The sequence below is a fragment of the Pseudomonas sp. 2FG genome (genome assembly GCF_005502935.1).
Taxonomy (GTDB): Bacteria; Pseudomonadota; Gammaproteobacteria; order Pseudomonadales; family Pseudomonadaceae; genus Aquipseudomonas.
Genome location: NZ_SCMP01000007.1, coordinates 96,466 through 113,379, shown reverse-complemented (window position 1 = coordinate 113,379; position 16,914 = coordinate 96,466). Strand labels below are relative to the sequence as shown.

Annotated in this window: 17 protein-coding genes and 2 pseudogenes; 5 read left to right on the top strand and 14 right to left on the bottom strand. The window is 62.4% G+C overall.

Features of this window, described 5'->3' with window-relative positions; all coding sequences use genetic code 11:
- Window positions 1-13: 13 nt before the first annotated feature.
- The gene (gene bfr / locus FFS13_RS09335; protein WP_137818827.1) at window positions 14-484 is read right to left on the bottom strand and encodes a bacterioferritin; all 471 of its coding nucleotides are present in this window, start codon (window positions 482-484) and stop codon (window positions 14-16) included.
- A gap of 197 nt (window positions 485-681) precedes the next feature.
- The gene (locus tag FFS13_RS09330) at window positions 682-900 is read right to left on the bottom strand and encodes a bacterioferritin-associated ferredoxin (RefSeq protein ID WP_137818826.1); all 219 of its coding nucleotides are present in this window, start codon (window positions 898-900) and stop codon (window positions 682-684) included.
- Window positions 901-1,188: 288 nt separating this feature from the next.
- On the opposite strand from FFS13_RS09330, the gene FFS13_RS09325 reads away from it, so the two are divergent.
- On the top strand, window positions 1,189-1,791 hold the full coding sequence (locus FFS13_RS09325) for a peroxiredoxin (RefSeq protein WP_137818825.1): 603 nt from the start codon (window positions 1,189-1,191) through the stop codon (window positions 1,789-1,791).
- Window positions 1,792-1,949: 158 nt separating this feature from the next.
- Here FFS13_RS09325 and FFS13_RS09320 read toward each other — a convergent pair.
- The 4 genes and pseudogenes from FFS13_RS09320 to pyrC all read right to left on the bottom strand — a co-directional run.
- Window positions 1,950-2,057: pseudogene (locus tag FFS13_RS09320) on the bottom strand (transposase domain-containing protein); the annotation flags it as partial.
- Between the two features lie 14 nt (window positions 2,058-2,071).
- Complete coding sequence (locus tag FFS13_RS09315) at window positions 2,072-4,138, bottom strand: bifunctional diguanylate cyclase/phosphodiesterase (protein WP_137818824.1); 2,067 nt, start codon at window positions 4,136-4,138, stop codon at window positions 2,072-2,074.
- A gap of 339 nt (window positions 4,139-4,477) precedes the next feature.
- A complete protein-coding gene (gene rnt / locus FFS13_RS09310) occupies window positions 4,478-5,152 on the bottom strand; it encodes a ribonuclease T (protein WP_137818823.1) in 675 nt (224 codons plus the stop codon).
- The gene (pyrC, locus tag FFS13_RS09305) at window positions 5,149-6,195 is read right to left on the bottom strand and encodes a dihydroorotase (RefSeq protein WP_137818822.1); all 1,047 of its coding nucleotides are present in this window, start codon (window positions 6,193-6,195) and stop codon (window positions 5,149-5,151) included. The genes rnt and pyrC overlap by 4 nt, the downstream gene beginning before the upstream one ends.
- Before the next feature lie 112 nt (window positions 6,196-6,307).
- Between pyrC and FFS13_RS19895 the strand changes: the two are divergent.
- The 3 genes and pseudogenes from FFS13_RS19895 to gloA form a co-directional block, all read left to right on the top strand.
- Window positions 6,308-6,511 (top strand): annotated as a pseudogene (locus FFS13_RS19895) (OmpA family protein); the annotation flags it as partial.
- 139 nt (window positions 6,512-6,650) lie between these two features.
- Window positions 6,651-7,868, top strand: coding sequence for an argininosuccinate synthase (locus FFS13_RS09295; protein ID WP_137818821.1), 1,218 nt, complete (start codon window positions 6,651-6,653; stop codon window positions 7,866-7,868).
- 100 nt (window positions 7,869-7,968) lie between these two features.
- Window positions 7,969-8,361, top strand: coding sequence for a lactoylglutathione lyase (gene gloA, locus FFS13_RS09290; protein ID WP_137818820.1), 393 nt, complete (start codon window positions 7,969-7,971; stop codon window positions 8,359-8,361).
- 89 nt (window positions 8,362-8,450) lie between these two features.
- Here gloA and FFS13_RS09285 read toward each other — a convergent pair whose 3' ends face one another.
- From FFS13_RS09285 to metG, 8 genes are all read right to left on the bottom strand, one after another.
- Window positions 8,451-8,633, bottom strand: coding sequence for a PA3496 family putative envelope integrity protein (locus FFS13_RS09285; protein ID WP_137818819.1), 183 nt, complete (start codon window positions 8,631-8,633; stop codon window positions 8,451-8,453).
- A 107-nt stretch (window positions 8,634-8,740) separates the two neighbouring features.
- The gene (gene nth / locus FFS13_RS09280) at window positions 8,741-9,379 is read right to left on the bottom strand and encodes an endonuclease III (protein ID WP_137818818.1); all 639 of its coding nucleotides are present in this window, start codon (window positions 9,377-9,379) and stop codon (window positions 8,741-8,743) included.
- Window positions 9,379-9,960, bottom strand: coding sequence for an Rnf-Nqr domain containing protein (locus tag FFS13_RS09275; protein ID WP_137818817.1), 582 nt, complete (start codon window positions 9,958-9,960; stop codon window positions 9,379-9,381). Before FFS13_RS09275 ends, nth begins: the two co-directional genes overlap by 1 nt.
- Window positions 9,957-10,574 (bottom strand): RnfABCDGE type electron transport complex subunit G, encoded by a 618-nt coding sequence (locus tag FFS13_RS09270; RefSeq protein ID WP_137818816.1) that lies wholly within the window; start codon window positions 10,572-10,574, stop codon window positions 9,957-9,959. The genes FFS13_RS09275 and FFS13_RS09270 overlap by 4 nt, the downstream gene beginning before the upstream one ends.
- Window positions 10,571-11,542, bottom strand: a complete 972-nt coding sequence (locus FFS13_RS09265) for an RnfABCDGE type electron transport complex subunit D (protein WP_137818905.1) — start codon at window positions 11,540-11,542, stop codon at window positions 10,571-10,573. Before FFS13_RS09265 ends, FFS13_RS09270 begins: the two co-directional genes overlap by 4 nt.
- 111 nt (window positions 11,543-11,653) lie before the next feature.
- A complete protein-coding gene (rsxB, locus tag FFS13_RS09260) occupies window positions 11,654-12,826 on the bottom strand; it encodes an electron transport complex subunit RsxB (RefSeq protein WP_371922946.1) in 1,173 nt (390 codons plus the stop codon).
- Window positions 12,823-13,413 (bottom strand): Rnf-Nqr domain containing protein, encoded by a 591-nt coding sequence (locus FFS13_RS09255; protein WP_137818815.1) that lies wholly within the window; start codon window positions 13,411-13,413, stop codon window positions 12,823-12,825. The genes rsxB and FFS13_RS09255 overlap by 4 nt, the downstream gene beginning before the upstream one ends.
- 128 nt (window positions 13,414-13,541) lie before the next feature.
- Window positions 13,542-15,578 carry a methionine--tRNA ligase gene (gene metG / locus FFS13_RS09250; RefSeq protein WP_137818814.1) on the bottom strand — a complete coding sequence of 679 codons (2,037 nt, stop codon included), beginning with the start codon at window positions 15,576-15,578 and terminating at the stop codon, window positions 13,542-13,544.
- 229 nt (window positions 15,579-15,807) lie between these two features.
- On the opposite strand from metG, the gene apbC reads away from it, so the two are divergent.
- Window positions 15,808-16,902 carry an iron-sulfur cluster carrier protein ApbC gene (apbC, locus tag FFS13_RS09245; RefSeq protein WP_137818813.1) on the top strand — a complete coding sequence of 365 codons (1,095 nt, stop codon included), beginning with the start codon at window positions 15,808-15,810 and terminating at the stop codon, window positions 16,900-16,902.
- Window positions 16,903-16,914: the final 12 nt, after the last annotated feature.

Sequence of the window (16,914 nt, the reverse complement as noted above, 5' to 3'; positions counted from 1 at the left end):
TTGTGTCTGCGGTTTATTCGTCCATCTGCGACTGCAGGTAGTTTGGCAGGCCGACCTTGTCGATCAGGCTCAACTGGGTTTCCAGCCAATCGATGTGGTCTTCCTCGGAGCAGAGGATCTCTTCCAGCAGCTCGCGGCTGGCATAGTCGCTAATGCTCTCGCAGTAGGCGATGGCGTCTTTGAGGTCGATGTGGGCTTTATGCTCGATCTTCAGATCGCACTCGAGCATTTCCTTGGTGTTTTCGCCGATCAGGATTTTGCCGAGGTCTTGCAGGTTGGGCAGGCCTTCGAGGAAGAGGATGCGCTTGATCAGCTTGTCCGCATGCTTCATCTCGTCGATGGATTCGTGGTACTCGTGCTCGCCGAGTTTTTTCAGACCCCAGTCTTCGTACATGCGCGCGTGCAAGAAGTATTGGTTGATCGCCACCAATTCGTTCCCGAGGATCTTGTTCAGATGCTGGATGACTTTCTTGTCGCCTTTCATGTCGGATCCTGCCGTGCAAGGGAGTAGGTGACTATGAATTTTGGGCCGACAGATAGTGGCTGTCAAATGTTAAGTTATTGAAATTTAAGTGAAAATTAATCTGAATACGAATGTTTAAGTTCTGCGTTTTACCGCTAAGCGCTTGAATTGCAGGCATAAAAATCGGACACGAGGTCCGGTTGTTCAAAGCGTTCGAATTAGGCTGAAACGAAACCGACGGGGTAGGCCAGTGCAGCTTGGCTGCTTTGCACTTCGGTCAGTGTCTCACGGACTACTTGCTTGGCCAGGGTGGCGCATTTGCCACATTGGCTGGCAACGTCCAGCGTCTTGCGAACATCACGGTAGCTGCAGCAACCTTCGAAGATCGCATCGCGAATTTGGCCGTCGGTGACACCAAGGCAGAGACAGACGTACATGGATGGCCCAAAGCTCGAAATGACTTGATGCCAAGGATACTAATGTTAATGAGAATGCTTGTCAAAACGTATGTTTAAAGTATTGTGCGAGAGGCCCTGCTGCCGGATGAACGGTTATCCGGGGTGCGTGCCCCATAAGCGCGAGGAGGGTCAAAAAGCGGTGGGCCTTGCTCAAAATCGAGGTGTATCATTAATGATTCCTGGAGCGGGTCGTGTCATTGCGCTGTCGTTTGTCGGTGCTAGGTTTAGCTCGGCTCGCACCTCACTCATCACTCAAGGAGATATCGAATGAGCGTACTGGTAGGCAAACAAGCCCCTGATTTCAACGTAGCTGCGGTGTTGGGTAGTGGCGAGATCGTTGACAGCTTCAGCTTGTCCTCGGCAATCAAAGGCAAATACGGTCTGGTTTTCTTCTACCCACTGGACTTCACCTTCGTTTGCCCGTCCGAGCTGATCGCTCTGGATCACCGCATCCCTGAGTTCAAGGCACGTAACGTGGAAGTGATCGGTGTCTCCATCGACTCCCACTTCACCCACAACGCCTGGCGTAACACCCCGGTAGACAAAGGCGGCATCGGCCAAGTCCAGTACACCCTGGCCGCCGACGTTAAACACGAAGTCGCCAAAGCCTACGACGTTGAGTCCGCAGACGGCGTGGCGTTCCGTGGTGCCTTCCTGATCGACCTGAACGGCGTCGTGCGTTCGCAGATCGTCAACGACCTGCCGCTGGGTCGTAACATGGACGAGCTGCTGCGTCTGGTCGATGCTCTGCAGTTCACCGAAGAGCACGGCGAAGTCTGCCCCGCTAACTGGAAGAAAGGCGACAAAGGCATGACCGCCACACCTGAAGGCGTAGCCTCGTACCTGGCTGAGAACGCTAGCAAGCTGTAAGGCTGTTGCGCCCACCAAAAGCCCGCAGTTACAGACTGTGTGAAAACCTAGCAGTCTGAGCCATGGATGAAGACAATGCCCGTATCGAGCGATACGGGCATTGTCGTTTATGGGTAAGCGCTCCAAAGCCCCATCCTACCCAATGCGGGGCATATACCCTACAGGGCGGGCGAGCAGTTCCAAGGTAGGAGCGCTTCGTAGTCCTCGACGCATTTGGCCCGCGGCAGGCGCTCCAGGATGTGGCGCAGGTAAGCGTAGGGCTTCTTATCGCGAGCAGGGCTCAGAGTGTCGCGGGGTTAGTGCTGGTGTTGCTGACACGGCGGGATTGTTTCAGGTACTGCATCAGCTCGCGGGCCGCTAGCGGTTTGCTGTACAGATAGCCCTGCCCCTCATTGCAGCCCTGGGCAATGATGTAGGCCTCCTGCTCGAGGTTTTCCACGCCTTCGGCGATGACCTGCATGCCCAGGCTTTTACCCAACTGGATGATGGCGCGCACTATGGTCGCGTCGTCCTCGTCGTCCAGCAGATCCTGCACAAAGCTCTTGTCGATCTTGATCTTGTCCAGCGGCAGGCTCTTCAGGTAACTCAGCGACGAGTAGCCGGTGCCGAAGTCATCGATCGCGATCAGCGCACCGGAGCGGCGCAGGCTGAGCAGGTGCTGGGCGGCGGTGGTGATGTCTTCCATCAGGCCGGTTTCGGTGACTTCCAGTTCCAGGCTGCGTGGCGGCAGGCGGTAGACCTGCATCAGGTTGTTCACCAGCCGCGGCAGCTCGGCGTGGTGCAGTTGCACGGTGGAGAGGTTGACCGCCATGCGCAGGTCGACGAAGCCCAGATCGTGCCATTCGCGCAGTTGGCGGCAGCTCTGGTCGAGCACCCACTCGCCGATGGCGATGATGCTGCCGTTCTGCTCGGCCAGCGGAATAAACAGGTCCGGCGACACCAGACCGTGTTGCGGATGCTGCCAGCGCAACAGCGCCTCGACGCCGACCATGCGATGATCGCGATAGTCCACCTGGGGCTGGTAGACCAGATACAGCTGGTTTTGGGCGAGGGCGTCGCGCAGATCCTTCTCCAACTCGCGGCGGCGGCGCATTTCGCTGTCGACGCTGGCGATATAGAACTGATAGCGGTTGCGCGAGCGGCTCTTGGCCAGGGTCATGGTTTGTTCGGCTTTCTGCAGCAGCTTCTCGGTGCTGTCGCCATCTTCCGGAAACAGGGTGATGCCGATGGTGGCGCGCAGGTGCACCTCTTGCTGCTCGAGCAGGAACGGCGCTTCCAGGTCATCCAGCACGCTTTGCGCCAGTTCGGCGGCGTCATAGGGCTGTTCGATATCCGCTTGCACCAGGGCGAACTGATCGCCACCCAGGCGCGCCAGGGCACCGAGGCGACCGCTGTGGCTGCGCAGGCGGTCGGACAGGGCGAGCAGCAACTGGTCGCCGGTCTGGTAGCTAAACTGTTCATTAATCCCTTTGAAATCGTCCAGGCCGACGCAGAGCACCGCCACCCGGCGTTGCAGGCGGCCGGCATCGGCGAGAATCTGATCGAGCTGCTGCTGCAATTGTTGGCGATTGGGTAGGCCGGTGAGGAAGTCGTATTGGGCCATGCGCAGCAGGCTGTCTTCTGCCTTACGGCGTAAATGCGTGTTGCGTTCGATGGAGGCGAGCAACTGATTGGCGGTATTGATCCACAGACCCAGTTCGTTCTGCTCGTTGCCCTTGAGCATCGGCAGCTTGTGCTCGCTGGGGCGGTCCGGGTTGATGTGGGTCAGGTGCTCGATGATCTTCGACAGCGGTTTGGTCAGCAGCCAGTGGTAGACCAGATAGAGCACCAAGCTCATGGCCAGCGCGCGCAGCACGCCGGAGATGAAGATGATCACCGAGCTGGTGACGAAATCCTCGCCGTAGGGCGCAGTGTCGAGGGTGAGGGTCAGGTCGCCGTAGTATTCGCTGTAGGGGCTGCGGCCCACCAGTTGGGTGGAGAAGGTGGCTTCATCGCCGAGAATCGGGTCGGTCAGCCAGCGCATGGGGCGCTTCATCAGGTCGCGGGACTTTTCCGCGAGCATCGGCTCATTCGGATGGCCGATCGCGGCGAAACGCACGGATTCGTTCTGGAACAGGCCTTCGATGACCTGCATGCCCATCTCCCGATCCAGGCTGTAGACCGCCTGAGTCGAGGGGTCGCGGAACATGTTGAGGATGCGTTGCGCATCGTTGGCCACCGCTTGGCGCGTCTTGTAGGCGTCGAAGAGGATTTGCCCACAGCTCAGCGCCACCCCGACTACCAGTGCTGAAAGCAGCACCACGCGGAGCAGCTTCAGCGACAAGCTGTGTTTGAGTTCCAGCTTCACATGAGCATTCCTTGTTCGAGGCCAGAGGCATCAGACTGCTGTGAGTATTGGCAACCGCGCGGAAGCCGTCAAAGGGCCATTAGCCTGAAGACAGTTGTGCCCTAGCTGCGCGGCTGTGGCCTGCGCTGTCAGCTTAGGCCTGGCTGTGGGAGTTGTGTCGGGGCTGCGGTGCTTGGGCTTGAGGACTCTCGGCGAGCTCATCGCGCCGATGGCGCTGAAACGCCGTTTTTCCCATCATCACCCGCACAAAAGCAAACGCCCCGAACAGGTCGGGGCGTTTGCTTGGCCCGCTATCAGCGGGTGTTCACACAGTCTGTTAGGCCGGGTTTTTGTGTGCGTTTATTCGTTGAAGTCTTCCCAGCCGCCCATTTCTTTCCAGCGGTTGACGATGCCGCAGAACAGCTCCGCGGTTTTCTCGGTGTCGTAACGCGCGGAGTGTGCTTCGCGGCCGTCGAAGTCGATGCCGGCGGTCTGGCAGGCCTTGGCCAGCACGGTCTGGCCATAGGCGAGGCCGGCGAGGGTGGCGGTGTCGAAGCTGGAGAAGGGGTGGAAGGGGTTGCGCTTCATGTCGTTGCGGTTGACCGCCGCGTTGAGGAAGCCCAGGTCGAAGCTGCTGTTATGCCCGACTAGGATGGCACGCTTGCAACCGTTGGCTTTCAGCGCCTTGCGGATGCCCCGGAAGATGTCGGTCAGGGCGGCCTCTTCACTCACGGCCATGCGCAGCGGGTGGTCGAGCTTGATGCCGGTGAACTCCAGTGCGGCCGCTTCGATATTGGCCCCCGCGAACGGTTCGACCCGGAAGAAATAGGTGTGCTCGGGGAAGAGGAAGCCTTTTTCGTCCATGCCCACGGTAACCGCGGCAATTTCCAGCAAGGCGTCGGTGGCGCAGTTGAAGCCGCCGGTCTCGACGTCGACGACTACCGGCAGATAGCCGCGAAAGCGCTGGGCCATGGGGTGGCGTGAGTTGCCACCGCCGTGACCTTCCTGTTCGTCGTCGTAGTTATCGTTGCTCACGTGTTTTGCTCCAGCAGGCGCCAGCGCAGTTTTTCACCGGCGCGCAGCGGGATTACGCTTTGCTCGCCGAACGGCAAGCTAGTCGGGGCGATCCATTCTTCACGAACCAGGGTAATGGTCTCGCTGTTGCGCGCCAGACCATAGAAGTCTGGGCCGTGTTGGCTGGCGAAGGCTTCCAGTTTGTCCAGCGCGTTGCGCTGCTCGAAGGCCTCGGCGTACAACTCGATGGCGGCATAGGAGGTGTAGCAGCCGGCACAACCGCAGGCGGTTTCCTTGGCGTGCTGGGCGTGCGGTGCCGAGTCGGTGCCGAGGAAAAACTTGCTGTTGCCACTGGCCGCCGCATCCAGCAGGGCTTCCTGGTGCACGTTGCGTTTCAGAATGGGCAGGCAATAGAAGTGCGGGCGAATACCGCCAACCAGCATGTGATTGCGGTTGTACAACAGATGATGGGCGGTGATGGTGGCGCCGACGTTCGCCGAAGCCGCGGTGACGAACTGCACGGCCTCGCGGGTGGTGATGTGTTCGAACACCACTTTCAGCGTCGGGAAACGTTCGACCACCCGGCTCAGCTGCTCGTCGATAAACACCTTCTCGCGGTCGAATACGTCGATTTCGCCACGGGTGACTTCCCCGTGTACCAGCAGCGGCAGGCCGACTTCGGCCATGGCTTCCAGCACCGGGAAAATCTTGTCGATGCTGGTGACGCCAGCGTCCGAGTTAGTGGTGGCGCCGGCCGGATAGAGTTTGGCGGCGTGGACGAAGCCCGAGGCCTTGGCCGCACGCACGTCTTCGGCGCTGGTGAGGTCGGTGAGGTAAAGCACCATCAGCGGCTCGAAACGGCTGCCGGCCGGGCGTGCGGCCAGGATGCGCTGGCGGTAGGCGTCGGCTTCTTCGGTGTTGCGTACCGGCGGCACCAGGTTCGGCATGATGATGGCGCGGCCAAAGGTGCGCGCGACGTCGGCGACGGTACGCGGCAGTACTGCGCCGTCACGGAGATGGATGTGCCAGTCGTCGGGGCGCAGCAGGGTCAGGCGGTCGGTCATTGGGGGGATTCCAGGCGGGCAAAACTGCTGGGAATGCTACCGGAAAAGCCGCTCTCAGGCACTCGCTATCAAGTTTTGCCTGACTCAACCGATAGCACCGAGGCATGCCGTTATTCCTTGTGGAGCCCGCCATCTCGCTGTGCTTTGTCTGTTCGCCAGCCTGCCGGCCGTGGCCATCAGCGTTCAGGCGCGTCTGGAAAAGCTTGAATGGACGGTCGAGGGCGATCAGTTCGAGTGCCGCCTGTCGCAAAGCATCACCGATTTCGGCGCCGGAGAGTTCGTCCGCCGTGCTGGCGAGCAAGCCAGGTTCCGCCTATACCTCCTGATCCTGCTTTAGCGGTCGCAGCGACGACAGGTTCTGTCGCTTCGTCATCACAAGCCGTCGCGCCTCTGTAAATCAGTCGGCGCGAGCAGTAGAATCACGGGTTTTCCGTACAACCCCGTGGAGTGATGGCATGGCGGACGTAAAGAAGGTTGTCCTGGCGTATTCCGGTGGCCTCGACACTTCGGTGATTCTCAAGTGGCTGCAAGATACCTATCAATGTGAAGTGGTGACTTTCACCGCGGATCTCGGCCAAGGCGAAGAAGTTGAGCCGGCACGCGCCAAGGCGCAGGCCATGGGCGTCAAGGAAATCTACATTGACGACTTGCGCGAAGAGTTCGTGCGCGACTTCGTCTATCCGATGTTCCGCGCCAACACCGTTTACGAAGGCGAGTACCTGCTCGGTACCTCTATCGCCCGCCCGCTGATCGCCAAGCGTTTGATCGAGATCGCCAACGAAACCGGCGCCGATGCCATTTCCCATGGTGCGACCGGCAAGGGCAACGACCAGGTGCGTTTCGAGTTAGGTGCCTATGCCCTGAAGCCGGGCGTAAAAGTCATCGCCCCCTGGCGTGAGTGGGATCTGCTCTCACGCGAGAAACTGATGGATTACGCCGAGAAGCACGCGATCCCGATCGAGCGCCACGGCAAGAAAAAATCGCCGTACTCCATGGATGCCAACCTGCTGCACATCTCCTATGAAGGCGGCGTGCTGGAAGACACCTGGACCGAGCACGAAGAGGACATGTGGCGTTGGACCAAGTCGCCGGAAACTGCGCCGGACGTGCCGACCTACCTCGAGCTGACTTACCGCAACGGTGACATCGTTGCCCTCGACGGTGTCGAAATGAGCCCGGCTACCGTGCTGGCGACACTGAACAAGATCGGCGGCGAGAACGGTATCGGTCGCCTCGACATAGTCGAGAACCGCTACGTCGGCATGAAGTCGCGCGGCTGCTACGAGACGCCCGGCGGCACCATCATGCTGCGTGCGCACCGCGCCATCGAATCGATCACCCTGGACCGCGAAGTCGCGCACCTGAAAGACGAGCTGATGCCCAAGTACGCCAGCCTGATCTACACCGGCTACTGGTGGAGTCCGGAGCGTCTGATGCTGCAACAGATGATCGACGCCTCGCAGGCCCACGTGAATGGTGTGGTGCGGCTGAAACTCTACAAAGGCAACGTCATTGTCACCGGTCGCAAGTCTGATGAGTCGCTGTTCGACGCCAAGATTGCCACCTTCGAGGACGATGCCGGCGCCTACAATCAGGCCGACGCGGCCGGCTTTATCAAGTTGAACGCCTTGCGCATGCGCATCGCCGCCAACAAGGGTCGCAAGCTGTTCTGATAAGCTGAACAGCCTGAGCCTGACCAAACAACCCCGGCCAAGCGCCGGGGTTGTTCGTTACTGCGTCCGCCACCAGCGGCACCGAATAAGGAGAAGCCTGATGAGACTGCTGCACACCATGCTGCGCGTCGGCGATCTGGATAAGTCCATCGCCTTCTACACCGAGGTGCTGGGCATGACCCTGCTGCGCCGCAAAGATTATCCGGAGGGCCAATTCACCCTGGCTTTCGTCGGTTACGGCAACGAAGCCGAGAATAGCGTGATCGAGCTGACCCAGAACTGGGGCGTCGAGCAATACGAACTGGGTAGCGGTTACGGGCATATCGCGCTGGAAGTCGACGATGTCTACAAGGCCTGCGAAGACATCCGCGCGCGAGGCGGCAAGATCACCCGCGAGCCGGGGCCGATGAAGCACGGCAGCAGCCTCTTGGCCTTTGTCGAAGACCCGGATGGTTATAAGATCGAGCTGTTGTCACCGCACCGCGGTGATTGAGCGGCTGTGTTCTGTCAAGCCGGCGCGGCCAAGGCCGTTCCTGGCGTGAATGAAAAAGCCCCGCATCGCGGGGCTTTTTCATGGGGCGATTACAGATCGAAGTCGTATTCGGCCAGTTGTTTGTTCAGGCGACGCTCTTCCAAGAGGTTGTCGATGATGCGCCGTTTGGTCAGATTGGTTTTGGCGACTTCCACCGGGGTCTCTGCCGCATCATCCGCCTCATCGGTGCCAACGTCTTCGTCGAGTTCCAGGTCTTCTTTGCTAGTGCTCATGACGTTCACTCCCGGCTACAAGGGCCATTTGCGCACCTTATAACGGCAAAACCGGGGCGGGTAAAAAAGATTTTTTCAATCGCTTTACTGGGTGAAGCAATAGCGGGTCAATCGTCAGAGGTCTTGTGTTTGTATTCGCACAGATCTTCGATACGGCAGCTGCCGCAGCGTGGCTTGCGGGCCTGGCACACATAGCGGCCATGCAGGATCAGCCAGTGGTGCGCGTCGAGCAGGAATTCTTTGGGGACAAATTTCATCAGCTGTTTTTCCACCTCCTGCACATTCTTGCCAGGGGCGATGCCGGTGCGGTTGCTGACGCGGAAGATATGGGTGTCCACCGCCATGGTCAGTTGGCGGAAGGCGGTGTTGAGCACCACATTGGCGGTCTTGCGCCCGACGCCGGGCAGGGCTTCCAGCTCTTCGCGGGTTTGCGGCACCTGGCTGCCATGCCGTTCGACCAGCAGGCGGCAGGTTTCGATGACATTCTTCGCTTTGCTGTTGAACAGGCCGATGGTCTTGATGTACTCACTCAGGCCTTCGACACCGAGGGCATAGATGGTCTCCGGGGTATTGGCTACCGGGTAGAGTTTGGCGGTGGCCTTGTTGACGCCGACGTCGGTCGCCTGGGCGGAGAGAATCACCGCGATCAGCAGTTCGAACGGCGACGAGTAGGCCAGCTCGGTCTTGGGTTCTGGGTTGTCTTCATGCAGGCGGCGGAAAATTTCGTGGCGTTTGGTGGCGTTCATCAGTGGTCGGTTTTCACGGTGAAGAGGCGGCGTCCCCCTGCCAGCAACAGGCCGAGCAGGATAAAGGCGCCGGGCGCGAGGGCGAACAGTTGCAGGCCGCTGAACTGGGCGAGGCCAAGTTGCCAATGGGCGGCGTTCTGGCCGAACAGCCAGTCCATATGGGCGAACAGCGTGCCGCTGCCGAGGGCTTCGCGCAAGGCACCCAGCAGCAGGGCGCTCAGGGCGAAAACCAGGCCCAGTGCCAGGCCAGAACTGGGGCGTTGCGGTTCGCCCTGGGCGAGTTGCAGACAAGGCAGGATCAGCAGCGCTAGAAACGGCCCCAGCGCGTGATGTAGGTCGAAGGCGAAGGCCTGCATCAGCAGTTCGGCGCAGCTGACCAGGGTGCAGGCGATCAGCAGCGCGGCCAGCCAATAGGTGGTTCCATTAATGCGCTTATGCACGAGCGCTAGCAACAGGCCAAAGCCGGCCAGCACCGGCAGGCCGGCTAGCGCGAGCCCCAGTGCCTTGACCAGCAGATCGCTGGCACCCAGCAGCGGGGCGAGGCCGAGCAGGCTAAGCGGGGTGCTGGGCAGGCGCCTCATGGTGCTGCATCCGCAGGGGCTTGCAGCAAACGCTGCCGGTGCGCGTCGAAGAAGCTCAAGGCCTGCTGCACGGCCTTGACCACGCCGCGCGAGGTGACGGTGGCGCCGGCGACCTGATCGAACCGGCCGCCGTCGGCACGCACCCGCCAGTCCGGCTCGGGCGAGGTGCGTAGCGACTTGCCGACGAATCCACGCAGCCAGGGGCGCTTGTCGGCCGCGGTCAGATCGCCGAGGCCGGGCGTCTCGCGCTGTTCGAGCACCTTCACGCCGAGCAGTCGGGCATCCGGGCCTATGGCCAGCAGCAGACGGATCGGTCCTTCGTAGCCGTTCGCCGTGGCTGGTAGCAGCAGCGCGCTGGGTGCGCCTTGCCAGGTAGCGAGATAGGCGAACTCGGGCGCTGGCTGGCCGAGCAGGTCGCTGGCCGGCAGGGCGATGCGCCGGGCCAATGGATGGTTGTCGTAGCTGCCGGCCGGCAACAGGTCGAGCAGGGCGCGTTCGGCGGTGGCTTGACGTTCGCGCTCGATACGCTCGGCGAGCAGCTGTTGGATGCCGACCAACAGAACCAGACCAAGGATGGCGAGCAGGGCCAGCGTCACGGCTTGCCGGCTATTCATGCTGTGGCTCCCGCACTGCGCGCGGCCAGCCGTTCCAGCGCCGGCACCGCCAGGTTCATCAGCAGCACGGCGAAGGCCAGGCCGTCCGGGTAACCGCCCCAGGTGCGGATGACATAGACCAGTACCCCGACGCCGACGCCGAACAACAAGCGGCCCCGTGAACTGGCGGCGCCGGACACCGGTTCGGTGACGATAAAGAAGGCGCCGAGCATGGTTGCGCCGGAAAATAGGTGCAGCAGCGGCGAGCCGTTGGAGTCAGAGCCCGAGCCGTTCCAGCACAGCAGGCTGACCACGAACAGTGCAGCGAGCATGCCCAGCGGCGCCTGCCAGCGGATTACCCGCTGCTGCACTAGAAACAGGCCGCCGAGCAGAAAGGCCAGGTTGACCCATTCCGTCCCGCGTCCGCCGAAATGACCGAACGCCGGGTGAGCGGCGAACAGCTCATCGATGGTCAGGCGGTCGTTGTGCTTGAGGCTGTCCAGCACCGTCGCCTGGCTCCAGCCATCCACCAGCCCGGAACCGAGGTCGAACACCTGTTGCAGCGCCGCCAGCAAGCCATGGCCGCTACCGGGCGCCGGCCACTGGCTCATCTGCACCGGGAAGGCCACCAGGACGAAGGCATAGCCGAGCATCGCCGGGTTGAACGGGTTCTGCCCGAAGCCACCGAACAGCGCCTTGCCGAACAGGATGGCAAAGGCGCTGGCGGCCAGGGTCAGCCACCAGGGTGAGTAGGGCGGCAGCGCCAGGGCCAGCAGGGTGGCGCTGACCAGCGCGCTGCCTTCGGCGAAGGCGCCGATGCCGAACAGGGCGTGCGCGTTGTCGAGTGGTTGGTGGCGCAACTGGCGCACCAGAGCTTCGCAGGCGAGGGCGGCGGCCAGGGCCAACAGCAGTTGCAGCAGGCTGCCCCAACCGTATTGCCAGAGCAGCGCCAGCGCGCCGGGCAGGCAGGCCAGCAGCACCAGCTGCATGCTGGGGCGCGGGTCGAAGCGGGGGAGGCCGCTCACTCTGTCGCCTCGCCACAGGTTGGCGATGCCCAGCATTCGGCGCCCAAGGCTAGCCAGCCGCGGCCCCAAGCCGGGTTATACCGGGGCGTATTCATGCAACTGCCGCTCGGCCTCGGCCAGCCGGGCCCTGGCCTTGGTCAGGGCATCCGCATCGGCCTCGCTGCGGCGTTCCAGTTTGCTCACCTCGGCGCGGGCGTAGGCCAGTTCGGTCTTGAGTGCGCGCAGGCGGGTATCGACCGGTTGCTTGTCGATTCGCACCAGCTCCGGCGGCGGCTTGCCGCTGGCTTCCTCGGCCGCCTGTAGCGCCTGCTCGGCGTCACTCAGGGCGGCGCGCAGACGCATCAGTTCGGTTTCCTCGACACCGTTGCGTTCGGCGCTTTTCAGCTCGGTGCGGCGGACGGCGAGGGCGATTTTGGCCTTTTTCAGCGCGGCCTCATCGGCGCTGGCGGGCGCTGCCGGTGAGGCCGCTTGCAGGGCCGCCTGCGCCGCGACGGCGGCTGCGCGCAGCTCGGCGACCTGGGCCTCGAGCGCCGGCGTACCATGGGTCGCCAGCTGCTTTTCGGCCTTGCTTAGCGCGACCTGGGCCATGGCGGCCTCGATCTTCAAGCGTTTCTGCTGGTCGGTGAGGGTGCCGGCTGCGGCCTTCTGCGCCTTGACCCGCTCGATCGCCGCTTGCACCGGGTCGCTCGCTCCTGCGCTCTGCTGCGTCTGGGGCTGCGCGGCGCGCTCGACGCGGGCCTGCCGTTCAGCCAGTTTGCGCGCCTCTTCCCGTTCCAGTCGGGCCTGATGGGTTTCGAAGCGCAGGCGGAACTGGTCGGCGCGCTGGCGTTGGGCCTGAGCCTCAGGTTCGGGCAGCGGCAGGATATCGATGCAGTCCACCGGGCAGGGTGCGACGCAGAGTTCGCAGCCGGTGCATTCGTCGACTAGCACCGTGTGCATCTGCTTGGCCGCGCCGACTATGGCATCCACCGGGCAGGCCTGGATGCACTTGGTGCAGCCGATGCATTCGGCCTCGCGGATAAAGGCGATCTGCGGCGGAATTGGCGGGATCTCAGGCGGGAGCACCGGAACATCCAGCAGTTCGGCCAACGCCTGGATGGTCGCGACACCACCGGGTGGGCACTTGTTGATCGCCTCGCCCTCGGCAATCGCCCGGGCGTAAGGCTTGCAGCCGGGGTGGCCGCACTTGCCGCACTGGGTCTGCGGCAGCAGCGCGTCTATGGCCTCGATGCGGATCAGGCTGCTCATGGCGCACCTAGTCCATTGAGACCGAACCCATTGAAACCGAGCCCGTTGAAGCCAAGAAAGGCCAGGCCCATCAGCCCGGCACAGATGAGCATCACTGGCGCCCCCTTGAACGGCGCAGGTATATCGGCCTGTTCGATGCGCCCCAGCAGGTCGGTGAACAGCGCCAGTGCCAGCCAGAAGCCCAGGCCGCCGCCGAGACCAAGGGCCAGCGCCAGGGCAAAGCTCGCTGCCGGCTGGCTGGCCAGCAGCATCGCGGCCAGGGCTGCGCCGTTACCGAGCAGCAGTGGCCAGAGTCCGTCCTGGGGCAGTTGCGGGCGCAGGCGAGCCAAGACCTTTGAGCTCAGCCAGGCGAGCGGCGCCAGCAGTGGCATGAGTACGAAGAGTCGCAGATAGCTGAGCTCGAGTGGCTCCAGCAGCAGGCTTTGCAGCAGCCACGCCAGCGGCGTGGCGAACAGGATCAGCAGGGCGCTGGCCGGGCCCAGCAGCCGCACGCGCCGTGCGCGCAACGCATCGGCACCGGCGGGCAGCATGAGGAAGAGGTTGTTGACCAGTGCTGCGCCGAGCAGGGCGAGGAAGAGTTCGGTCATGACCGTACGCAGAGCCCGTTGAGTGAGATGGGTGGATTATCGGCGATGGGTCGGGAAAGTGGTAATCGGCCGACGCTGGCAGTAGGAGCGAGCTCTGCTCGCGATGCTCGCTCCTACGAAAAGCCGGCTTACTTGACCCGCTGCCCCGGCTTGGCGCCGTTGTCCGGGCTGAGCAGGTAGATTTCCTCGCCACCAGGGCCGGCGGCCATGACCATGCCTTCGCTCATGCCGAAACGCATCTTACGCGGCTTGAGGTTGGCGACCATCACGGTCAGGCGGCCTTCCAGTTGGGCCGGGTCCTTGTAGGCGCTCTTGATGCCGGCGAACACGTTGCGTTGTTCGTCGCCGATATCCAGGGTCAGGCGCAGCAGCTTGTCGGCACCGTCCACATGTTCGGCCTTGACGATCAGCGCCACGCGCAGGTCGACGGCGGCGAAGGTGTCATACTCGATTTCCGCTGCCAGCGGGTCTTTCGCCAGTTCGCCGTTGCCGGAGGGGGCCGCCTCGGTCGCGGCCAGGTCTTCTTTCGAGGCGTCGGTCATGGCGGCGACGGCCGCGGCGTCGATGCGGGTCATCAGCGGCTGGAAGGCGTTCAACTGGTGGTTGGCCAGCAGGGTCTTGTGGTCGGCCCAGGTCAGCGGCGCGACATTGAGGAACGCCTCGGCATCGCTGGCCAGGTTCGGCAGCACCGGCTTGAGGAAGATCACCAACTGACGGAACAGGTTGATGCCCAAGGCGCAGACGGCCTGCACTTCGTCCTGCTGGCCTTCCTGTTTGGCCAGGGACCAGGGCGCCTTGTCGGCGATCCAGGCGTTGGCGCGGTCGGCCAGGCCCATGATCTCGCGCATGGCGCGGGCAAAGTCGCGGGCCTCATAGGCCTCGCCGATGCTCGGGGCGGCGGCGAGGAAGGCCTCGGTCAGCGCAGGCTCCGCGTTGACATCGACCAGCACTCCGGCGTTGCCCTTATGGATAAAACCGGCGCAACGGCTGGCAATGTTGACGACCTTGCCGACCAGGTCGGAGTTGACCTTCTGCACGAAGTCTTCGAGGTTCAGGTCCAGGTCGTCGACGCCGCGGCTGAGCTTGGCCGCGTAGTAGTAGCGCAGGTATTCCGGCGACAGGTGGTCCAGGTAGGTACGGGCCTTGATAAAGGTGCCGCGGGACTTGGACATTTTCTGCCCGTTCACGGTCAGGTAACCGTGCACGTTGATCCCGGTCGGCTTGCGGTAGCCCGCGCCTTCGAGCATCGCCGGCCAGAACAGGGCGTGGAAGTTGACGATGTCCTTGCCGATGAAGTGGTACAGCTCGGCGGTCGAATCCTTGCTCCAGTACGCGTCGAAATCCAGTTCCGGGCGCCGTGCGCAGAGGTTCTTGAAGCTGGCCATATAGCCGATCGGCGCGTCCAGCCAGACGTAGAAGTACTTGCCCGGCTCGCCGGGGATCTCGAAGCCAAAGTAGGGCGCATCGCGGGAGATGTCCCACTCCTGCAGGCCGGAATCCAGCCATTCGGCGATCTTGTTCGCCACGGCGTCCTGCAGGGTGCCGCTGCGGGTCCAGCTTTTCAGCATGGCGTCGAAGTCGGGCAGCTTGAAGAAGAAGTGCTGCGACTCCTTGAGCACTGGGGTGGCGCCGGAGATCGCCGATTTCGGGTCTTTCAGGTCGGTCGGGGCGTAAGTGGCGCCGCATTTCTCGCAGTTGTCGCCGTACTGGTCCTCTGCCGCGCATTTCGGGCAGGTGCCCTTGATGAAGCGGTCGGCCAGGAACATCTGTTTTTCCGGGTCGAAATACTGGGTGATCGCCCGGGTGGCGATATGCCCGGCATCGCGCAGGCGGGTGTAGATCAGGCTCGACAGCTCGCGGTTTTCGTCCGAGTGGGTCGAGTGGAAGTTGTCGAAGTTCACCAGGAAGCTGGCAAAGTCGGCGCTGTGCTCGGCCTTGACGTTATCGATCAGCTGTTCCGGGCTGATCCCTTCCTTCTCGGCGCGGAGCATGATCGCCGAACCGTGGGCGTCGTCCGCGCAGACGTACACGCATTGGTTGCCGCGGTGCTTCTGGAAGCGCACCCAGATATCGGTCTGGATGTACTCGAGCATATGGCCAAGGTGAATGGAACCGTTGGCGTAGGGCAGGGCGCTGGTGACGAGAATCTTGCGGGGCTCGGACATGGGGCTCGGCTACTGATCTGAGTGAAACGGAGGTCGGCCACTATAAAGGCCCGGCGGGTTTTTTTCATCCGTAGAGGTTCGCTGACCTTGCGCCTATTCAGCTTATGGGCGATAGCGGCGGTGCAGCTGCTTTTCGTTTTGCGCTTCACAGCCGGTGGGGGCTTATGCGAGAACGGGGTGCCTGGAGTAGGATAGCGCCCATCTGTTTTATGCCCGTCAGGATTTCCTTATGTCCACTATTACCCGTCAAGCAGTGGAAGCCGCGCTGCGCCAGTACACCGACCCGCATTTGAACCAGGACCCGGTCAGCGCCGGCTGTGTGCGCGATATCGCCATTAACGGCGAGCAGGTCAGTGTGCGGTTGGAGTTGGGTTATGCCGCCGGTCTGTTTAAAAGCGGTTGGGCGCAGATGCTTTCCATGGCCCTGGAAAACCTCGATGGGGTAGCCAAGGCCACGGTGCAAATCGACTCTGTCATCGCCGCGCACAAGGCCCAGGCCCAGGTGCCGGCCTTGGCCAACGTGAAAAACGTGATAGCCGTGGCTTCCGGCAAGGGCGGGGTGGGCAAGTCCACCACCGCGGCCAATCTGGCGCTGGCGCTGGCCCGTGAAGGCGCCAAGGTCGGCATCCTCGATGCGGATATCTACGGCCCGAGCCAGGGCATCATGTTCGGCATCCCGGAAGGCACCCGCCCGCAGGTCAAGGATCAGAAGTGGTTCGTGCCGATCAAGGCGCATGGCGTCGAAGTCATGTCGATGGCCTTCCTCACCGACGACAACACGCCCATGGTCTGGCGTGGGCCGATGGTGTCTGGTGCCTTGATCCAACTGGTGACCCAGACCGCCTGGGGCGATCTGGACTATCTGGTCGTCGATATGCCGCCGGGCACCGGTGATATCCAGTTGACCCTGGCGCAGAAAGTGCCGGTGGCCGGCGCGGTGATAGTCACCACCCCGCAGGACCTGGCCCTGCTGGATGCGCGCAAGGGTGTGGAGATGTTCCGCAAGGTCAACATCCCGGTGCTCGGGGTGGTCGAGAACATGGCCGTGCACATCTGCTCCAACTGCGGGCATGCTGAGCACCTGTTCGGCGAGGGCGGTGGCGAGAAGCTGGCGGCGCAGTACGGCGTGGATTTGCTGGCCTCCTTGCCGCTGTCGATGGCCATCCGTATGCAGTCAGATGGTGGCAAGCCGACCACCATCGCCGATCCGGAGAGCCAGATCGCCATGCTGTATCAGGAAGCCGCGCGCTGCGTCGGCGCGCGCATTGCCCAGAGCGAGCAGAGTGCAACGGTGATGCCGACTATCAGCATCAGCGACGATTGAAACGTATGGCTC